Source organism: Mycobacterium sp. (genome assembly GCF_039583785.1).
Lineage (GTDB): Bacteria > Actinomycetota > Actinomycetes > Mycobacteriales > Mycobacteriaceae > Mycobacterium.
This window is the reverse complement of record NZ_JAVKSG010000033.1, coordinates 1-20,139: the sequence shown is the minus strand read 5'-3', so window position 1 is coordinate 20,139 and position 20,139 is coordinate 1. Positions and strand designations below refer to the sequence as shown.

The 20,139-nt window shown below is 67.5% G+C and carries 6 protein-coding genes; 5 read left to right on the top strand and 1 reads right to left on the bottom strand.

All coding sequences use genetic code 11. The annotated features are described in order from the left end of the window. Positions 1 to 148 precede the first annotated feature (148 nt). From ABDV69_RS11925 to ABDV69_RS11915, 3 genes are read left to right on the top strand one after another with little or no spacing between them, the layout of a single operon-like run. Positions 149 to 397, top strand: a complete 249-nt coding sequence (locus ABDV69_RS11925; protein ID WP_343574522.1) for an MbtH family protein — start codon at positions 149 to 151, stop codon at positions 395 to 397. Continuing rightward, the gene (locus tag ABDV69_RS11920) at positions 387 to 4,943 is read left to right on the top strand and encodes an amino acid adenylation domain-containing protein (protein ID WP_343574519.1); all 4,557 of its coding nucleotides are present in this window, start codon (positions 387 to 389) and stop codon (positions 4,941 to 4,943) included. Before ABDV69_RS11925 ends, ABDV69_RS11920 begins: the two co-directional genes overlap by 11 nt. Next, positions 4,930 to 17,487: an amino acid adenylation domain-containing protein gene (locus ABDV69_RS11915; protein ID WP_343574516.1), complete on the top strand. Its 12,558-nt coding sequence runs from the start codon at positions 4,930 to 4,932 to the stop codon at positions 17,485 to 17,487. The genes ABDV69_RS11920 and ABDV69_RS11915 overlap by 14 nt, the downstream gene beginning before the upstream one ends. Before the next feature lie 9 nt (positions 17,488 to 17,496). On the opposite strand, the gene ABDV69_RS11910 is transcribed toward ABDV69_RS11915, so the two are convergent. Continuing rightward, positions 17,497 to 18,171, bottom strand: a complete 675-nt coding sequence (locus tag ABDV69_RS11910; protein WP_343574515.1) for an isoprenylcysteine carboxylmethyltransferase family protein — start codon at positions 18,169 to 18,171, stop codon at positions 17,497 to 17,499. 179 nt (positions 18,172 to 18,350) lie between these two features. Between ABDV69_RS11910 and ABDV69_RS11905 the strand changes: the two genes are divergently transcribed. Continuing rightward, complete coding sequence (locus ABDV69_RS11905) at positions 18,351 to 19,415, top strand: hypothetical protein (RefSeq protein ID WP_343574512.1); 1,065 nt, start codon at positions 18,351 to 18,353, stop codon at positions 19,413 to 19,415. Between the two features lie 249 nt (positions 19,416 to 19,664). Continuing rightward, a partial coding sequence (locus ABDV69_RS11900; protein ID WP_343574511.1) for a maleylpyruvate isomerase N-terminal domain-containing protein occupies positions 19,665 to 20,139 on the top strand: 475 nt, incomplete at its 3' end.

Genomic DNA, 20,139 nt, shown 5'->3' with positions numbered 1-20,139 from the left:
GCGGCGGGGCCCCCGCCCAGGAAGCGCTGCGCCCGCCGCCATCTCCACTTTTAAGGAGAATTCATCCGATCCCTTGGACAAGCCGTCGGGGCTTTTAGTATCGTCTAGAACTTGTTACACCCATGTCGAGTAAACGGTCTGGAGACGCGTGAGCATCAATCCGTTCGACGACGCCGACGGCAGCTTTTTCGTCTTGGTCAACGACGAAGAGCAACACAGCCTGTGGCCGGCTTTCGCGGATGTTCCGGCCGGTTGGCAGGTGGTGTACGGCGAGAGGGACCGCGCGGCGTGTCTGGACTACATCGAAGAGCACTGGCCTGACATTCGGCCGAAGAGTCTGCGCGAGAGGTTGGCGACGGGACAGGGGGTCTCGATGGGTAGCCCGGATGGATCATGATGATCGTGCACTTCCGCTGACGCGGGGACAACTAGACATCTGGCTCGCCCAGGAAACCGGTCGCTCCGGTACGAAATGGCAACTCGGCGTGCTGGTGCGATTCGACGGCACCGTGCAGCGCGATCTGCTGGACCGGGCGATCCGGCGTGTGCTGCACGAAGCCGAACCGGCCCGGGCCGCCATCTTCGAGGGCGACGGCCAGGTTTTCCAGCGGGTGCTCGACCCGGATATCGAGATCGCCTTCTACGACCTCAGCGACTCGAACCATCCGGTCGCCGAAGCGCGCCGGATAGCCGCGTCGATCCAGCGCACCCCCATGCCGGCGACCGGGCCGATGTTCAGTTTTGCGCTCTTTCAAACATGGGCCGATGAGTTCCACTTGTTCGGGTGCTTCCACCACATCGTCATCGACGGGTCCGGAATCACGCTTCTTGCCCATCGGATTGCCACTGTCTACGCGGCAATGGCGTCCGATGCACCCATTCCGCCGACCTTCTTCGGCTCGTTGCAGGACTTGGTTCGCTGCGAGGCGGAGTACGAAGCGTCCACGGATTATCTGGACGATCAGGCCTACTGGACCGAGAACCTGCCAGCGGAAAGCGAACCGACTTACCGGCTGCCGAGTACCACCGGTGAGGGTGATCAGCGGTTGCCCGCTGCGCCGGTTCGACTGGACCCCGCCGTGCTCCGGGGTGTTGCGCAGTTGTCCGAGAAGTGGAACATGCCTCAATCGTCAGTCATCACCGCGGCGTGTGCCCTCTTGGTGCGAGAGTGGTGCGCCGAGGGCAACGAGGTGGTGCTCGACTTCCCGGTCAGCCGGCGGGTACGTCCGGAATCGAAGATGCTGCCCGGGATGGTTTCCGGGGCGGTGCCGCTGGTCTTGCGGGTTTCACCGGGAGCCACGGTCACCGGTTTCTGCGCGCACGTCGACACGCGGATACGGGAAGCGCTGCAGCATCAGCGGTTTCCGGTGCACTCCCTGGAACGCAAGGGCCAGCCTTACGGCTCGGAGCACCGCGCCAACCGGGTGAGTGTCAACTTCATGCCGTCGAAGATGACGATGGACTTCGCCGGCGTCGAGGCATCCGCGTCGTTCACCAATCCGGGACAGGTGGGCGAGTTCGGGTTGATCTTCTCCGGCGCCGGCGACCAGCTTTTCCTCAGCACGGCGGGCGCCGGTGGGCCGTTGTCGGATTACGACACCGCCGATATCGCGCGACGGCTGGGGCGGCTGCTGGTGGCGATGACGGCCGATCCGGGCCGCCGCCTCTCGTCGATGGGGTTGCTCGACGACGACGAGCGGGACCGGCTGGATGGCTGGGGTAACCGGGCCGTGTTGACTGCACCGGCGCCGGTGCCGGCGTCGATCCCGGCGATGTTCGCCGCGCAGGTCGCCCGCGCCCCCGAGGCGATCGCGATCAGCGACGTGCCACGGTCGTGGACCTATCGCGAGGTCGAGCGGGCCGCCGACCGGTTGGCGCATCGGTTGGATCGCGCGGGCGTCGGACCCGGGCAGCGGGTGGCATTGCTGTTGTCCCGCTCGGCTGAGGCAGTCGTGGCGATGCTGGCGGTGCTGAAAACGGGTGCGGCGTATGTGCCGATCGACCCGTCGGTGCCGGCCACCCGGATTGCGTTCGTGCTCAGCGATGCGGCGCCGATCGCCGCGATCACCACCGCCGAGTTGCGACCGCAGTTGGCCGGCCATCACCTGGTGGTCATCGACGTCGACGATCCCGCCGTGGCCGACGAGCCGGTGACCGCGCTGCCAGAGCCGGCTCCCGACGAAATCGCCTACCTCATCTACACCTCGGGCACTACCGGGACGCCGAAGGGCGTGGCTATTGCGCACCGTAACGTGACGCGGCTACTGGAGACCCTCGATGCCGATCTGGAGTTGGCCGGACAGGTGTGGTCGCAGTGCCATTCGCTGGCCTTCGACTTCTCGGTGTGGGAGATCTGGGGTGCGCTGCTCTACGGCGGCCGCGTGGTTGTGGTGCCCGACGCGACAGTCCGCTCGCCGGAAGATCTGCACGCTCTGCTGGTGACCGAACAGGTCACTGTGCTCAGCCAGACCCCGTCGGCGTTTTATGCGTTACAAACCGCCGAGACGCTGCAGCCCGAGCTGGGACGCGAGCTGAAGCTGCAAGCCGTGGTGTTCGGCGGCGAAGCGCTGGAACCCCACCGGCTAGCTCCGTGGCTGCAGGCCCACCCGGGATTCCCGCGCCTGATCAACATGTACGGCATCACCGAGACGACGGTGCACGCGTCGTTCCGGGAGATCTTCCAGAGCGATATCGACAGCACCACCAGCCCCATCGGAGTGCCGTTGGCCCACCTCGGCTTCTTCGTGCTCGACGCGTGGTTGCAGCCCGTGCCGGCCGGGGTGGTCGGGGAGTTGTATGTGGCCGGAGCCGGGGTGGCATACGGCTACGTGGGCCGGGGCGGGTTGTCCGCGTCGCGGTTTGTGGCGTGTCCGTTCGTTGGTGCAGGCGCACCCCCGACCCGGATGTATCGCACCGGGGATTTGGCGTGGTGGGGCACCGATGGGCAGCTGCGCTACGTGGGGCGCGCCGACCAGCAGGTCAAGATCCGTGGACACCGCATCGAGCTCGGCGAAGTCCAGGCGGCGCTGAGCGCGCTGGCCGGGGTCGAGCAGGCGGTGGTGATCGCCCGCGAAGACCGTCCCGGCGACAAGCGGCTGGTCGGGTATGTCACCGGGACCGCTGATCCGGCCGCCGCGCGGGCCGCGCTGGCCGAGCGGCTGCCGGCCTACCTGGTCCCGGCCGCGGTGGTGGCGATCGATGCGCTGCCGTTGACGGTCAACGGCAAACTCGACACCCGCGCCCTGCCCGCCCCGGAATATCAGGACGCGGATCATTACCGCGCCCCGACCCATGCGGTGGAGGAGATCCTGGTCGGCATTTACGCCCAGGTGCTGGGGCTGGAGCGGGTCGGAGTCGACGAATCGTTCTTCGAGCTGGGCGGCGACAGTATCTTGGCGATGCAGGTGGTGGCACGGGCGCGGGCCGCAGGTCTGGTGTGCCGGCCGCGCGATGTCTTCGTCGAACAGACGGTGGCCCGGCTGGCCGGCGTGGCCCGCGGGGTGGCCGGCCCGGTCGACGAAGGCATCGGAACAGTGGTTGCCATCCCGATCATGCGCTGGCTGCACTCCACGGCGGGCCCGATCGATCAGTTCAACCAGACGACGGTGGTGCAGGCTCCGGCCGGGGTCAACGAGGCCGACGTGCTGGTGTTATTGCAGGCCTTGCTGGATCGGCACGCCATGCTGCGGCTGCGTGTCGAAGACGACGGCGCCGGGGGCTGGTCGCTGCAGGTGCCCGACGCCGGTTCGGTGGATGCGCGGGATTGTCTGCAGGTCGTCGACGTGTTGACCGATGAGGCTGTCCTCGAAGCTCGTTCGCGGTTGAACCCGGCGGCCGGAGTGATGTTGAGCGCGCTGTGGGTGGCGTCCACGGGTCGGCTGGTGCCGATGGTGCACCACTTGGCCGTCGACGGGGTGTCGTGGCGAATCCTGTTGGAGGACCTCAACATCGCCTGGTCCCAGCATCACAGCGGGCATCCGATCGAGCTGCCGGCGCCCGGGACGTCGTTCGCCCGGTGGTCGGAGCTACTGCTCGAGCATGCACGCCGTCCGGAAGTCGTGGAGCAGGCGTTCTTGTGGCGGCGGATCGCGGCGCTCCCGGACGCGCTTCCGGCGGCGCGCCCCGACGTCGACACCTACGTCAGCGCGGGCAACGTGTCGGTGTCATTGGATACCGAGACCACCAGCATGCTGTTGGCTGAGGTGCCGACCGCGTTTCACGCCGGGGTCAACGATATTTTGTTGATCGCCTTCGCCTTGGCATGCGCGGAGTTCTTGGGCACCGGCGGCACGCCGATCGGAATCGACGTGGAGGGCCACGGCCGCCACGATGAGCTGAGCCCCGACGTCGACCTGTCGCGCACGGTGGGATGGTTCACCGCCAAATACCCGGTCGCGCTGGCTGTCGGTGGGCTGTCCTGGGCGCAGGTGGTGGCCGGTGAACCGGGGCTGGGGACGCTGGTCAAGGACGCCAAAGAGCAGCTTCGGACGCTGCCGGATCCGTTGAGCTATGGCGTGTTGCGCTATCTCAATCCTGACCTGGACCCGTTCGGGTCCGACCCCGCGATCGGGTTCAACTACCTCGGGCGGGCAGGCACGGCGACGGACGAGTCCGGCGACGGGTGGCGGATCTGCTACGACGGCCTGGCTCGTCTCAGCGTCAGCTCGAGGTTACCGATGCCGCTGGCGCACACCCTGGAGCTCAATGCCGGCACCGTCGACACCGATGCCGGCCCGTATCTGCACGCGACATGGACGTGGGCGACCTCGGTGCTGGACGAAGCGCAGGTCCGCCGGCTGAGCGGGTTGTGGTTCGAGGCCCTGGCCGGGATTTGCGAGCATGTCCGCCACGGCGGGGGCGGGCTAACGCCAAGCGATCTTGCGCTTACTCCGTTGAGCCAGCAGCAGATTGATGAGCTTGAGCGGTTGTATGCGGATCGCTGATGTTCTGCCGCTGACTCCGTTGCAGCAAGGGCTGTTGTTTCACGCCAGTGCGACGCGGGGCAGTGCCGACGACGTGTATGCGGTGCAACTCGATATCGGGCTGTCCGGTCTTGTCGATGTGCACCGATTGCGTGCTGCGTTGCATACGGTGGTGCACCGGCATCCGCACCTGGCGGCCCGATTCTCCGAGCAGTTCGACGAGCCGGTGCAGATCATCCCCGCCGATCCGTGGGTGCCGTGGCGCTATGTCGACATCGATCTGGACGTCGATGGTGTCGAGGGCGGCGTGGCCGAACAGATCGATCGGGTGTGCGCCGCCGAGCGGGCCGCGGTGTGCGACCTGGGCGATCAGCCGGTGTTCCGGGCGGCGTTGATCCGCCTCGCTGAGAATTCCCACCGGTTTGTGCTGACCAATCACCACATCGTGATGGATGGCTGGTCGCTGCCGATCCTGGTGCGCGAGTTGTTCGCCAGCTACGACGGGCAACGCCTGCCGGCGCCCGGGTCCTATCGCCGGTTCGTGTCCTGGCTGGCCGGCCGCGACCACGACGCCGCCCGCGCCGCGTGGCGTGCGGTGCTGGCCGGTTTCGACACCCCCACTCTGGTCGGCCCGCCCGGCCAGTCGGGGCTGGGCCGACGCGCGGTGGCCTCGTTCACGGTGCCCGAGCCGATCACCACCGCGGCCCGCGAGCTGGCCCGCGGCTGCCACACCACGGTCAACGTCGTGTTGCAGGCCGCCTACGCCCAACTGCTGTGCGGGATGACCGGCCGCCGGGACGTCGCCTTCGGCACCACCGTGTCCGGCCGGCCCGCCGAGGTACCCGGCGCCGAGTCGATGGTGGGACTGTTCATCAACACCGTGCCGGCGCGCGCTGCCCTGACCGCGGTCACCACCACCGCCGACCTGCTGGCCCAACTGCACACCATCCACAACCAGACCCTGGACCACCAGCACCTGGCGCTGAGCGAGATCCACCGCCTCACCGGCCACGAGCAGCTGTTCGACACGTTGTTCGTCTATGAGAACTACCCGCTCGACACCACCGCACCGCTGGGCGTCGACGGGCTGACCGTCTCGGAATTCAGCAACCGCGAATACAACCACTACCCGCTTGCGGTGCAAGCCCTGCCCGGGACCGAACTACGCCTACGTGGCGAGTTCGACACCGAAGTGTTCGACGCCGTCGGCATCGGCACACTTTTCGAGCGCTTCACCCGGGTGCTGGTGGCCATGACCGCCGACCCGACCCGGCCGCTGTCGTCGATCGATGTACTCGACGAGGCGGAACACGCACGGCTGGATGGGTGGGCTAATCGGGCGGCGCTCAGCGCGCCGGCTTCGGCGCTGACGTCGATTCCGGCGGTGTTTGCCGCGCAGGTGCAACGCGCCCCCGAGGCGGTGGCCATCGTCTGCGGGGACCTGTCCCTGACATATCACCAACTGGAGGAGGCTGCCAACCGATTGGCGCACCTTTTGGCCGATCATGGAGTGGGCCCGGGACAGCATGTGGCGCTGCTGTTTACCCGTTCGACCGAGGCTATCGTGGCGATCCTGGCGGTGCTCAAAACCGGGGCCGCGTATGTGCCGATCGACCCGGCGGTACCGGCGAGTCGGATTGAGTTCATGCTCGATGACGCTGCACCAATCGCGGCGATCACCACGGCCGAGTTGCGCCCCCGGCTGGACGGACGCGACCTGCTGGTCATTGATGTCGAAGACCCCGTTATCGACACCCAACCCAGCACTGGATTGCCGGCGCCGGCCGCCGATGACATTGCCTACCTCATCTACACGTCGGGCACGACCGGTGTCCCTAAGGGGGTGGCCATCAGCCACCGCAACGTCGCGGCGCTACTGGACTCCCTGGACGTCGAGTTGTCGCCGGGGCAGGTCTGGTCGCAATGGCATTCCCTGGCGTTCGACGTCTCGGTGTGCGAGATCTGGGGGGCGCTGCTCCGCGGTGGGCGGCTGGTGGTGGTCCCCGAGTGGATGGCGCGCTCACCGCAAGATTTCCACGAGTTGCTGATCCACGAACAGGTCAGCGTGTTAAGCCAGACGCCGTCGGCGTTTTACGCGTTACAAACCGCGGATGCGCTGGAGCCGGACCTCGGCCGTCAGCTGAAACTCCAGGCTGTGTTGTTCGCCGGTGAGGCGCTAGAACCCCAGCGTCTTCGCACATGGCGGAACAACCACCCGGGTTTACCGCGCCTGCTCAACTTGTATGGCACCACTGAGACAACGGTGCATGCCTCGTTCCGGGAGATCGTCGAAGATGACGTCGAGAGCACCGCCAGCCCGGTCGGGGCCCCGTTAGGCCACCTCGCCTTTTTTGTACTAAACGGCTGGTTGCAGCCGGTGCCCGCCGGTGTGGTCGGGGAATTGTACGTAGCCGGCGCGGGCGCGGGGTACGGGTATTGGCGGCGGGCCGGCTTGACCGGGTCGCGGTTTGTGGCGTGTCCGTTCGTCGCCGCGGGAGCACCCCCGACCCGGATGTATCGCACCGGAGACCTGGTGCGCTGGGGTGACGACGGGCAACTGCACTACCTCGGGCGCGCCGACGAGCAGGTCAAAATCCGCGGCTACCGCATCGAACTCGGCGACGTCCAGGCCGCCCTGGCCGCCCAGGCCGGCGTCGAGCAGGCCGCGGTGATCGCCCGCGAAGACCACCCTGGCGACAAGCGCCTGGTCGGCTACATCACCGGCACCGCCGACCCCGCCCACACGCGCGCGGCGCTGGCCTCGACGCTGCCCGCCTACATGGTGCCCGCCGCCGTCGTCGCACTGACCGCGCTGCCCCTGACGGTCAACGGCAAGCTCGACACTCGCGCCCTACCCGCGCCCGAATACCCACACCTCGACCACTACCGCGCCCCCACCGACGCCGTCGAACAAACCCTGGCCGACCTCTACGCCAACGTGCTTGGCGTCGACAACGTCGGCATCGACGACTCGTTCTTCGACCTGGGCGGGCACTCGCTGCTGGCCATGCGACTGGCCGCACGCATCAGCGCCGAGCTCGGGATCGACATCCCCGTCCAAACCATCTTCGACCAAGCCACCGTCGCCGCACTGGCCCAGTGGGCACGACCACACATCGCCCAACCGGCCGCTCCGGCATTGACGGCCCGCGAGCGGCCTGCGGTGATTCCGTTGTCCTTTGCCCAGCAGCGGCTGTGGTTCATCGACCAATTGCAAGGACCGTCACCGGTGTACAACATGGCGGTGGCGTTGCGGCTCCGTGGGCCGCTCGACACCGAGGCGTTGGCTGCGGCGCTCTGCGATGTGGTTGACCGCCACGAAAGCCTGCGCACGCTGTTCGTCGCCACCGACGGGACCCCTCGGCAGTGCGTGCTGCCGCCCGAACGGGCCGACTTCGGCTGGCAGGTCGTCGACGCCAGCGGATGGCCGGCCGACCGGCTGGCGGAAGCGGTCGCTCGGGCGACGAAGTACGCTTTCGATCTTTCTGCCGAGATCCCTTTGCAGGCAGAGGTTTTCCGGGTCAGCGACAACGAGCATGTGCTGGTGGGCGTGGTGCACCATATCGCCGCCGACGGCTTGTCGGTCACCCCGCTGGTCCGGGATCTGGGGATGGCCTATGCCGACCGGTGCGCCGGACATGCGCCCGGCTGGCCCGAATTGCCAGTGCAGTACGTGGATTACACCCTGTGGCAGCGCGCGCAGCTCGGCGACGTCGACGACGACGGCAGTCCCATTGCCGCGCAGCTCGCCTACTGGGAGGGCGCTCTGGCCGGCCTGCCCGAGCGGCTACAGCTGCCCACCGATCGGCCCTATCCGCTGGTCGCCGATCAGCGCGGCGCCACCGTGGCGGTGGACTGGCCGGTTGAGTTGCAGCAGCAGATTGTTCGGGTGGCCCGCGAGCACAACGCGACCAGCTTCATGCTGATCCAGGCCGCCCTAGCCATCCTGCTGGCCAAGCTCAGCGCGAGTTCTGATGTGGCAGTCGGGTTTCCGATCGCGGGACGGCGCGATCCAGCGCTGGACGACTTGGTCGGTTTCTTCGTCAACACCTTGGTGCTGCGCGTCGATCTGACCGGTGACCCCACCATCGCCGAGGTGCTGGACCAGGTCCGGGCGCGCAGCCTGGCCGCCTACGAGCACCAAGACGTGCCCTTCGAAGTCATCGTCGAGCGGCTCAACCCCACCCGGTCCCTGACTCATCACCCACTGGTGCAAGTGTTGTTGGACTGGCAATACCTACCGGCCGATACCGGCGAGCCCACCGCCGGGTTGACGCTCGGCGACCTCGCCGTCACCCCGATGCCGGTGGACACCCACACCGCCCGGGTGGACCTGTCGTTTTCGTTGGCCGAACGGTGGAGTAACGCCGGTGAACCCGCCGGGATCGACGGTGCGGTGGAATTTCGCACCGACGTGTTCGACGCCGCCGGCGTCGCGCTGTTGGTCAAGCGGTTGCGGCGGGCGCTGGCGGCAATGACCGTCGATCCGGCCCGTCGGCTGTCGTCGATCGATCTGCTCGATCAAGCCGAGCATGCCGACCTGGATCGGTGGGGCCACCGGGCGGCGTTGACTCACCCCGCACCCACTCGGGTGTCGGTTCCGACGCTGTTCGCCGCACAGGTGGCCCGGAAACCAGCCGCAGAAGCGGTGACCTTCGGGCACCTGTCGATCACCTACCGGCAGCTCGACGAGGCCGCTAATCGGTTGGCGCACGTGCTCGCCGGCCGAGGCGTCGGCCGGGGTGCGTGCGTGGCATTGGTACTGGAGCGCTCGGCTCAGGCCGTGGTCGCGATGCTCGCGGTCCTGAAAACCGGGGCGGCTTACCTGGCGATCGACCCCGCGCTGCCCGACCCGCGGATCGGGTTCATGCTCGACGACGCCGCCCCGGTCGCCGCGATCACCAGCGCCGGGTTGCGCACCCGGTTGCACGGGCGCGACCTGCTGGTCATCGAGGTCGATGGCCCCGCTGTCGACAGCCTGCCCAGCACCGCATTGCCGATGCCCGACCCCGATGACATCGCCTATCTGATCTACACCTCGGGCACCACCGGAACACCCAAAGGCGTTGCCGTCACGCACCACAACCTGAACCACTTGGCGGCGTCCTCGCCTCCGGGCCTGCCCGCCACGCAGGTGTGGACGCAATGTCACTCGTATGCGTTCGACTTCTCGGTGTGGGAGATCTGGGCTGCGTTGTTAGGTGGTGGGCGTCTGGTGGTGGTCCCCGATTCGGTGGTCCGCTCACCGGATGACTTCCAGGCGCTGCTGATCGCCGAACAGGTCAACGTGCTCACCCAAACCCCGTCGGCGGTGGACGCCCTGCGCCCGGAGGGGCTGGAGTCGGTGGCGTTGCTACTCGGTGGTGAGACCTGTCCGTCCGAGGTGGTGGATCGATGGGCGCCAGGTCGGGTGGTGATCAACGCCTACGGCCCCACCGAGGCCACGGTGTATGCCTCGCTGAGCGCACCGCTGTCGGTGGGCGTCGACGCGGTGCCGATCGGTGCGCCGGTGTCGACGACGGCGCTGTTCGTGCTCGACGAATGGTTGCGGCCGGTGCCGGCCGGTGTCGTCGGCGAGTTGTATGTGGCCGGTCGTGGTGTGGGCCTTGGGTATCTGGGCCGGGCCGGCCTGACCGGGTCGCGGTTTGTGGCGTGTCCGTTCGTCGCAGCGGGAGCACCCCCGACCCGGATGTATCGCACCGGAGACCTGGTGCGCTGGCGCCCCGACGGCCAACTGCACTACCTCGGGCGCGCCGACGAGCAGGTCAAGATCCGTGGGTATCGCATCGAGCCCGGTGAAGTGGAGGCCGCTCTGGTCGCCCTCGACGGGGTGCAGCAGGCGGTGGTGATCGCCCGCGAAGACCATCCGGGGCAACCCCGTCTGGTGGGGTATGTGACCGGGACCGCCGAGCCGGCCGCGGTTCGTGCCGCGTTGGCCGAGCGACTCCCGGCCTACATGGTTCCGGCCGCCGTGCTGGCGCTGAAGGCGCTGCCCCTGACGGTCAACGGCAAACTCGACAAACGGGCCTTGCCGGTGCCGGAGTACGACGACACCGACCGTTACCGCGCCCCACGCGGCGCCGCCGAGGAAATCCTGGCGGGCATCTACGCGCAGGTGCTCGGGCTCGAACGGGTCGGCGTGGACGACTCGTTCTTCGACTTGGGTGGAGATTCGCTGGCGGCCATGCGCCTGGTCGCCGCCGTCAACAACGAAACGGGCGGCAGCCTCAAGGTGCGCGCCGTGTTCGAGGCGCCCGCAGTGGCCCAGTTGGCGCACCGGATCGGCACCGACGACGACGCACTCCAGCCGTTGGTGGCCGCCGTTGCACGGCCTGCCGTCATTCCGTTGTCCTTCGCCCAGCAGCGGCTGTGGTTCATCGACCAATTGCACGGCCCGTCACCGGTGTACAACTTGGCGGTGGCGTTGCGGCTGCGCGGGCTGCTCGATGCCGACGTGCTGGCCACCGCGTTGTCCGACGTGGTGGGCCGCCACGAAAGCCTGCGCACCCTGTTCGTAACCACCGACGGGATACCCCAGCAGTGCGTGCTACCGCCCGAGCGGGCCGACTTCGGCTGGCAGATTGTCGACGCCACCGCCTGGCCGGCCAGCCGGCTGGCGGATGCGGTCGGCGAGGCGACGCGGCACAGTTTCGACCTGGCTACCGAGATACCCTTGCGCGTAAAGCTTTTCCATGTCGCTGACGACGAGCACGTGCTGGTGGCGGTGGCGCACCACATCGTCGCGGACGGCTGGTCCGTCGCGCCGCTGATGAATGACCTCGAGACGGCGTATGCCAGCAGGTCGGCGGGCCAAACCCCGGGGTGGACCGAATTGCCGGTGCAATACGTCGATTACACGTTGTGGCAGCGCGCGCAATTCGGTGACATCGACGACAGCCGTAGCCGCATCGCCGCGCAGGTGGATTATTGGCAGCAGGCCCTGGCCGGGATGCCCGAGCGGCTGCAGTTGCCCACCGATCGGCCCTATCCGCTGGTCGCCGATCAGCGCGGCGCTACCGCGGCGGTGGACTGGCCGGTTGAGTTGCAGCAGCAGGTTGTTCGGGTGGCTCGCGAACACAGCGCGACCAGCTTCATGGTGATCCAGGCCGCCCTGGGGGTTCTGCTGGCCAAGCTCAGTGCCAGTTCTGATGTGGCAGTAGGGTTTCCGATCGCCGGGCGACGTGACCCGGCACTGGACGGACTGGTCGGGTTTTTCGTCAACACCTTGGTGCTGCGGCTCGATCTGGCCGGTGACCCCACTGTTGCCGAGCTGCTGGACCACGTGCGGCAACGCAGCCTGGCCGCCTACGAACACCAAGACGTGCCCTTCGAGGTACTGGTCGAGCGGCTCAACCCGACCCGAAGCCTGACCCATCACCCGCTCGTTCAGGTGATGCTGGCGTGGCAGAACCTGCCCGGCGAAGCCGGCGACCCCGCCGCCGGGTTGCGGCTCGGCGACCTGTCAGTCACCCCGCTGCCGGTGGACACCCACACCGCCCGGGTGGACCTGTCGTTCTCCTTGGCCGAACGCTGGACCAGCGCCGGCGAGCCCGCCGGCATCGGCGGAGCGGTCGAATTTCGCACCGACGTCTTCGACGCCGCCAGTATCGACGCGCTGATCGAGCGGTTGCAGCGCGTGGTCGCGGCAATGACCGCCGATCCGGATCGGCGGTTGTCGTCGATCGACCTGCTCGACGAGGTTGAGCAGGCCCGGCTGGCGGACTGGGGTAACCGGGCGTCGCTGACCGCGCCGGCGAGAGCGCCGGTGTCGATTCCGGCGGGATTCGCCGCGCAGGTGGCGGGGACTCCGGACGCGACAGCGCTCACCGTCGGCGGGCACTCGATGACGTATCGAGAGCTTGACGAGGCGTCGAACCGGTTGGCGCAGCTATTGATTGGCCGGGGCGCGGGTGCGGGGCAACGGGTGGCGCTACTGTTGCCGCGGTCGGCCGAGGCGGTCGTCGCGATTATGGCGGTGCTGAAAACCGGCGCGGCGTATCTACCGATCGATCCGGCGGTGCCCGCGGCGCGGATTCGGTTCGTCCTCGACGACGCCGCACCGATCGCGGCGATCACCACCGCAGAGCTGACCGACCGGCTGGACGGACGCGACCTGTCGGTCATCGATATCGCCGATGCCGCCGTCGGCAACCAACCCGCAACCGCAGTACCACTGCCCGACCCCGACGACATCGCCTACCTGATCTACACCTCGGGCACCACCGGAACCCCGAAGGGGGTGGCGATTGCGCACCGGAACGTGACGCGGTTGCTCGACGTGCTGGACGTCGAGTTAGGGCTGTCGGCCGGACAGGTGTGGACGCAATCCCACTCCCTGGCCTTCGACTTCTCGGTGTGGGAGATCTTCGGTGCGCTGCTGCATGGCGGCCGGCTGGTGCTGGTGCCCGATTCGGTGGCGCGCTCGCCGGAGGATTTCCACGCCCTGCTGGTAACCGAACGGGTCAACGTCTTGAGCCAGACGCCGTCCGCGTTTTACGCGCTGCAGACCGCCGACGGGTTGTCGCCCGAGCTGGGCCGTCAGCTCAGCCTCGAAGCCGTGGTGTTCGGCGGTGAAGCGCTGGAACCGCAGCGTCTCGGTGCGTGGCTGGACAGCCATCCGGGCCTGCCCCGCCTGGTCAATATGTACGGCATCACCGAGACGACGGTCCATGCCTCCTTCCGGGAGATCGTCGCCGACGACGTCGATGCCACCGTGAGCCCGATCGGTATGCCGTTGGCGCATCTCGGGTTTTTCGTGCTGGACGGCGGGCTGCGGCCGGTGCCGCAGGGTGTGGTCGGCGAGTTGTATGTGGCCGGCGCCGGAACGGCGTACGGGTATGCGGGCCGGGCCGGGTTGACCGGGTCGCGGTTTGTGGCGTGCCCGTTCGTCGGTGCGGGAGCACCCCCGACACGTATGTATCGCACCGGAGATCTGGTGTGCTGGAACGCTGATGGACAGTTGCGGTATCTGGGTCGGGCCGATGAGCAGGTCAAGATTCGCGGGTATCGCATCGAGCTCGGTGAGGTGCAGGCCGCGCTGAGTGAGCAGGCGGGGGTAGCGCAGGCGGTGGTGATCGCCCGCGAGGACCGTCCCGGCGATAAGCGGCTGGTCGGTTACATCACCGGCGCAGCCGACCCGGCTGTGGTCCGCGCTGCGTTGTCCGAGCGGCTGCCCGCGTACATGATCCCGACCGCGGTGGTAGCTGTGGATGCGCTGCCGCTCACCGTCAACGGCAAGTTGGACACTCGCGCTCTGCCCGCCCCCGATTACCACGACGTCGACCGTTACCGCGCCCCCGCCGACGCCGTCGAGGAGATCCTGGCCGACATCTACGCGCAAGTGCTCGGCCTCGAGCAGGTCGGCGTGGACGAGTCGTTCTTCGAGTTGGGCGGCGACAGCATCTTGTCCATGCAGGTGGTGGCCAGGGCCCGGGCCGCCGGCGTGGTGTGCCGGCCGCGGGACGTGTTCGTGGAGCAGACCGTGGCCCGGCTGGCGCGGGTGGCCGGGGTGAGCACCGGCGCGGCCGAGGTGATCGACAATGGTGTGGGGCCGGTGGCTGCCACACCGATCATGCACTGGCTGCACGACATCGACGGCCCGACGGATGAGTTCAACCAGACGGTGCTGCTGCAAGCCCCCGCCGGGGTGACCGAAGCCGACGTGGTGGTGCTGTTGCAGGCTTTGCTGGATCGGCACGCGATGCTGCGACTGCGGGTCGCCGACGACGGCGCCGGCGGTTGGTCGTTACATGCGCCCGAGGCCGGTTCGGTGGATGCGCAGGCGTGCCTGCGAACCGTCGATGCGATATCCGACGACACGGTCGTGACGGCGCGGTCGCTGCTCGATCCGGCCGGCGGGGCGATGCTCAGCGCGGTGTGGGCGGCGTCCACCGCCCAGCTGCTGGTGATCGTTCATCATCTCGCGGTCGACGGGGTGTCGTGGCGAATCCTGCTGGAGGACATCAACATTGCCTGGTCTGCGCATCGCTCCGGCCAGCCGGTGGAATTGCCGGCGACGGGCACCTCTTTTGCCCGGTGGGCATCGCTGTTGGCTGAACATGCCCACAGCGCAGACGCGGATCTGCTGGCCGAGGCCTGGCGTCGGGCCGCGGCGGCGCCGGCTGCGCTGCCGGCCGTGCGCCCCGAGCTGGACACCTTTGCCCGCGCGGGCCAGCTGTCGGCGCTGCTCGATACCGAGACCAGCCAGATGCTGCTCGGTGCAGTGCCGACCGCGTTTCATGCCGGCATACACGACATACTGCTGATCGCGTTTGCCTTGGCATGCGCGGAGTTTCAGGGCACCGGTGGCGCGCTGGTCGGCATCGATGTCGAGGGCCACGGGCGCCACGAGGAGCTGTCCGCCGACGTCGACCTGTCGCGCACGGTGGGCTGGTTCACCACCAAGTATCCGGTGGCTTTGAACCTCGGGGGGCCCGCCGGCGGGCTGTCCTGGGTGCAGGTGGTGGCCGGTGATGTCGGGCTGGGGTCAGTGATCAAAGCCGCCAAAGAACAGCTGCGCGACACCCCGGATCCGTTGACCTACGGCCTGCTGCGTTATCTGAACGCCGACGTCGACCTGGCCGGAGCGGATCCGGCAATCGGTTTCAATTACCTTGGGCGTCTTGGCGGTTCGGCTGCCACGGCATCCGATGATGGGTGGCGGATCAGCCCGGAGAGCGGCCCGGTGGCCGGGGTTGCCACCGCTATCCCGATGCCGTTGCTACACACCGTGGAGCTCAACGCCGCCATGGTCGACACCGACACCGGCCCGCAGCTGCAGGCCGGCTGGACGTGGGCACCCTCGGCACTCGATCACGCGCGGGTCAGTCGGCTGAGTCGGCTGTGGTTCGACGCCCTGGCCGGTATCTGCGCGTATGTCAGGCGGGGTGGGGGTGGGTTGACGCCGTCGGATATCGCGCCGGCCCGGCTACGCCAGCAACAGATCGACGAACTGTGCCGGCAATACCAGGTCGCCGATATCCTGCCGTTGACGCCCCTGCAACAGGGTCTGTTCTTTCACGCCAGCGCCGCGCAGGGCCGCGACGACGTCTACGCGGTGCAGCTGGATATCACGCTGACCGGTCCGCTGGATTCGCGTCGGCTGCGCGATGCGGTGCAGGCGGTCGTGATCCGGCATCCCCAGCTGGCTGCCCGCTTCTGTCCGCACTTCGACGAGCCGGTGCAGATCATCCCGGCCGATCCCGTCGCTGGGTGGCGGTTCGTCGACCTGTGCGGAGCGGACCTCGACCGCGACGAGCAGATCGACCGGGTGTGCGCGGCCGAACGAGCCGCGGTCTGCGATCTGGCCGACCAGCCGTCGTTCCGCGCGGCGTTGGTCCGCACCGGAGAGGATCGGCACCGATTCGTGCTGACCAATCACCACATCGTGCTCGACGGCTGGTCACTGCCGAACCTGTTGCAGGAGTTGTTCGCCGGCTACTACGGGCAGCGGCTGCCCGCGGCCGTGCCATACCGCAGGTTCATCGCCTGGCTGGCCGGTCGGGATCGTCATGCCGCCCGCGCCGCCTGGCTGGAGGTGCTGGCCGGATTTGCAACCCCCACGGTGATCGGCCCGCCGGACCGGTTGGGGTTGGGACCGCGAGACGTCGCATCGTCGCGGGTACCCGAACGCACCACCCGGGCCGTTTCCGAGCTGGCCCGCTCGTCGCAGACCACCGTCAACACCGTCCTGCAGGGCGCCTTCGCGACGGTGCTGAGGTGGCTGACCGGCCACCACGACGTCGCCTTCGGCACCGTCGTCTCGGGCCGCCCTGCAGAGGTGACCGGCGCGGAGTCGATGATCGGCCTGCTGATCAACACCGTGCCGGTACGGGCGATTATCAATGACGCAACCACCACCACCGACCTGCTCGACCAGTTGCGCCACGATCACAACCACACCCTCGAACACCAGCATCTGGCGCTGCGCGACATCCATCGCGCGACCGGTCACGAAAGATTGTTCGACACCGTTTTCGTCTACGAGAACTATCCGACGGATGCGGCTGCGCTGTCGGGCACTGACGGGCTGGTCATCGACGGGCTTACCAACCGCGACTATTACCACTACCCGCTTGCGATCCAGGCCGTGCCGGGCCACGAACTGGAACTTGTCGTCCAATATCGCGCGGATGTGTTCGACGCGCCCGCCATCGACGCGCTGATCGAACGCATGCAGCGGGTGCTGGTGACCATGTCCGGCGATCCGACACAGCCGTTGTCGTCGATCGACTTAGACCAGCGGGAGCTGTTCGTCCAGCCGCTGACCACGTCGGTAGCGCCAATCGGACAGCACGGCAACGGTTCTGGTTATCGCGCCCCGGCGACGCTGATCGAGCAGATTCTGGTCGGCATCTGGGCCGAGGTGTTAGGAGTCGACCGCGTCGGGGTCGATGAGTCGTTCTTCGACCTCGGCGGCGATTCGCTGTCGGCGATGCGGACGATCGCGGCGATCAACACCGCCCTCGACGTCCACCTCGCGGTGCCCACGTTAATCAACGCAAAGTCCTTGAGAAGCTTGAGTGAGGAGTTGAGCAGACATGCCAGCCGGGCCGGCGACCAGTGACAACCGCTGTCACCAGATTCGCGGCGCTAACCGGTAGCGGACCTTATGCGTGTAGTCGCGGTACCCGTCCAATCCCTCCGTGAGCAGCTTCTCCTCGTCGCCGATGCGTACCGCGAGAACGATCAGGCCGGGTACGACGAAGACGAGTCCGCAGTAGGAACCGAGCGCGAGGGGGATGCCGATCAGCATGATGACGTTGCCGGTGTACATGGGATGCCGCACCAGGCCATATAAACCGGTGCAGACCACCTGCTGGCCTGCCTGCACCCGCACGGTGGCCGCCGCGTAGCTGTTCTGAATGATCACCAGCCCCACCACACCCAGGCCGGCGGCGACCAAAACATCGCCGACCAGACAGACCGCGGTGGGCACCGACGACCAGCCACAGCGATGGTCGAGAACACTGACCACGACCATTACCGCCATCGTCAGGTACAAGCCGGCGATGACGACCCGCTGCGCCAGCCGGGTTTCGGCTGTCGGCCCCGCACTCATCCGGGCCTGTAGCGCAGCGGGATTCGAGCGCAGCAGGAAGACGATCGGGGTCCACGCCGAAACCCCGACCACCACCAGAAAAACCCACGCTTGCCAATAGTCGAGCGTGCCCGCCGGCACAAAGAGCATCGAGCCGAACAAGAGGAGCTCGACAAGTCCGAAGACCAACAGCTTGGGAATGGTCTTCACCGATCCTCCTTGACGTCCGTCCGTACCGCACGCTAGCAGGCACAAAGCCGCATAGTTCAACTTGTGTCAAACACGTGTGCCGGGGTCCTTTCCGGAGTAAATTCCGCGGCATTCGACCTCTCCGCTGGAGCGACGATTGTGAGCACCCGCGGGGTGCGCCCCCCAGGAAAGGCTGGCCGATGAGGCACGCGATTCGCATCGATCGACTGGGGATGGCGGCAGCCGGAATGGGTCTGGGTGCCGCGCTGACCGCCACTGCGGGGGTCGCCTCGGCAAACCCGTCGAGCGATCCGTATTCGTTGATCGATCAATCGCTGAGTGGCCTTTCAGTCCCCGCTGCGACGGCGTCGCCATTGGATATGCAGATATCCATCAGCGGGGTGGACCTGTTCCCGACAACAGACAACACCGCCACCGCCACCGCGGCCCTAGGTAGCTTGGCGGTCGCCATCGGTAACGGCAGCAATGCCAACGCCAGCGGTGGATTCCTTGACGCCGCATTCGCCGACGGCGCCGATAGCAATGCCGGTGCCGGGTTGGCCGGCAACTTCGACGTCGCAATCGCCAACGGCGACAGCAGCAATGCCGGCGCCGGGGTAGGTGGCAATTTTGTCGTCGCCATCGCCAACGGCGAGGGCAGCGACGCCGGCGCGGGGGTAGGCAGCAACTTCGACATCGCCACCGCCGACGGCGACGCCAGCAAGGCGGTCGTCGGAATCGGCGGCGGGCTTGACATCGCCACCGCCGAGGGGGCCAACAGCACCGCCAACGCCGGCCTGGGACAACTCAACGATGCGACCGCCCTCGGGGCCGGTAGCAACGCGACCGCTGGCGGCAACTTCGACACGGCATTCACCAACGGCGCCGGCAGCGACGCCTCGGCCGGGGGCGGTAGCGCCGACCTCGCGCTGGCCAACGGGGCCGGCGTCGACGCCATTGCCAATGGCAACTCCGACTCGGCAACCGTCTCGGGCACCAACGCCGAGGCCGAAGCTGTCGGCATCGGCGACATCGCCGCCGTCCTCAACACCGGCAGTGCATTCGACCAGGCCATCGCCGGCGGCAGCAGTGTTTCGTTCAGCGACAATAATCTCGCCACAGTCATCGGTACCGGCAGCACCGCCTTCGCCGGCGCTCACTCCACCACGGTCGGCGATTGGGACCTCGCCGCCGTCTTCGGCGACCTGCAGCACGCAGTTGCCACCGGCGGCAACTTCCTGCTCGACATCCTGCCGTCGCTGTAGGGGCCGTCGCTATAGATTGATCGGCCTGGCATGCCAGGCCTGTGTCCGCGACCCTGGTGTCGCGATGAGCAGAGCGTGCTCTCTCATCTGGCGCTGGGCAGGCTTTCACCATCAGCACTGCCGGCACAGCTGCCCACTCCTCGACAGCGGTACGGTTGGGACGCTTGGCAGAGAAGTACCTCATTACCGACGCGATACGCCAGACGTGTTGGCCACATGGCCGCCAGGCCGTGACAAGGAGATGGACTGGTGACTTATGACGCATTCCAGGATGTCGTCTCAAAGGATGGTCGCGCACTCATCATCGCTGCCGAGTCGAATTGGGTTCGGCCGGTACCTGATTGCCCGGATTGGGACGCCGCAGGTTTGGTGCGTCACACCGGCGGGATCCTGGCGTGGATTGCCACCATCGTCGAGACCGGCGAACCGGCCAGCTTCGGTTCGTTAGCGCCCTCACCGGAAGACAACGCCGACCTGTCGGGGTGGTTTCTCGAAAATCTGGATCGCGCGGTCGGCGCCGTGCGAGGAGCAGACCCGGAGAAGGACGTGTGGACGTTCTCCAGCCTCGGCGATCATCGAGTGTCGTGGTGGCGGCGACGGTTGGCCGTCGAGATGGTCGTACATCGCGCGGACCTCGAGAACGCCGTCGCCGTTCAGGGAGGCGCGGCACCGTCTCCACTCGACGGCGCGGTGGCTGTCGCCGGCATCGAGGAGTTCGTCACGG

What these genes read in the sequence shown, in the direction of transcription:
- ABDV69_RS11920 (WP_343574519.1), top strand. Translation starts at nt 387, where the DNA reads ATGGATCATGATGATCGTGCACTTCCGCTGACGCGGGGACAACTAGAC.
- ABDV69_RS11915 (WP_343574516.1), top strand. Translation starts at nt 4,930, where the DNA reads ATGCGGATCGCTGATGTTCTGCCGCTGACTCCGTTGCAGCAAGGGCTG.
- ABDV69_RS11905 (WP_343574512.1), top strand. Translation starts at nt 18,351, where the DNA reads ATGAGGCACGCGATTCGCATCGATCGACTGGGGATGGCGGCAGCCGGA.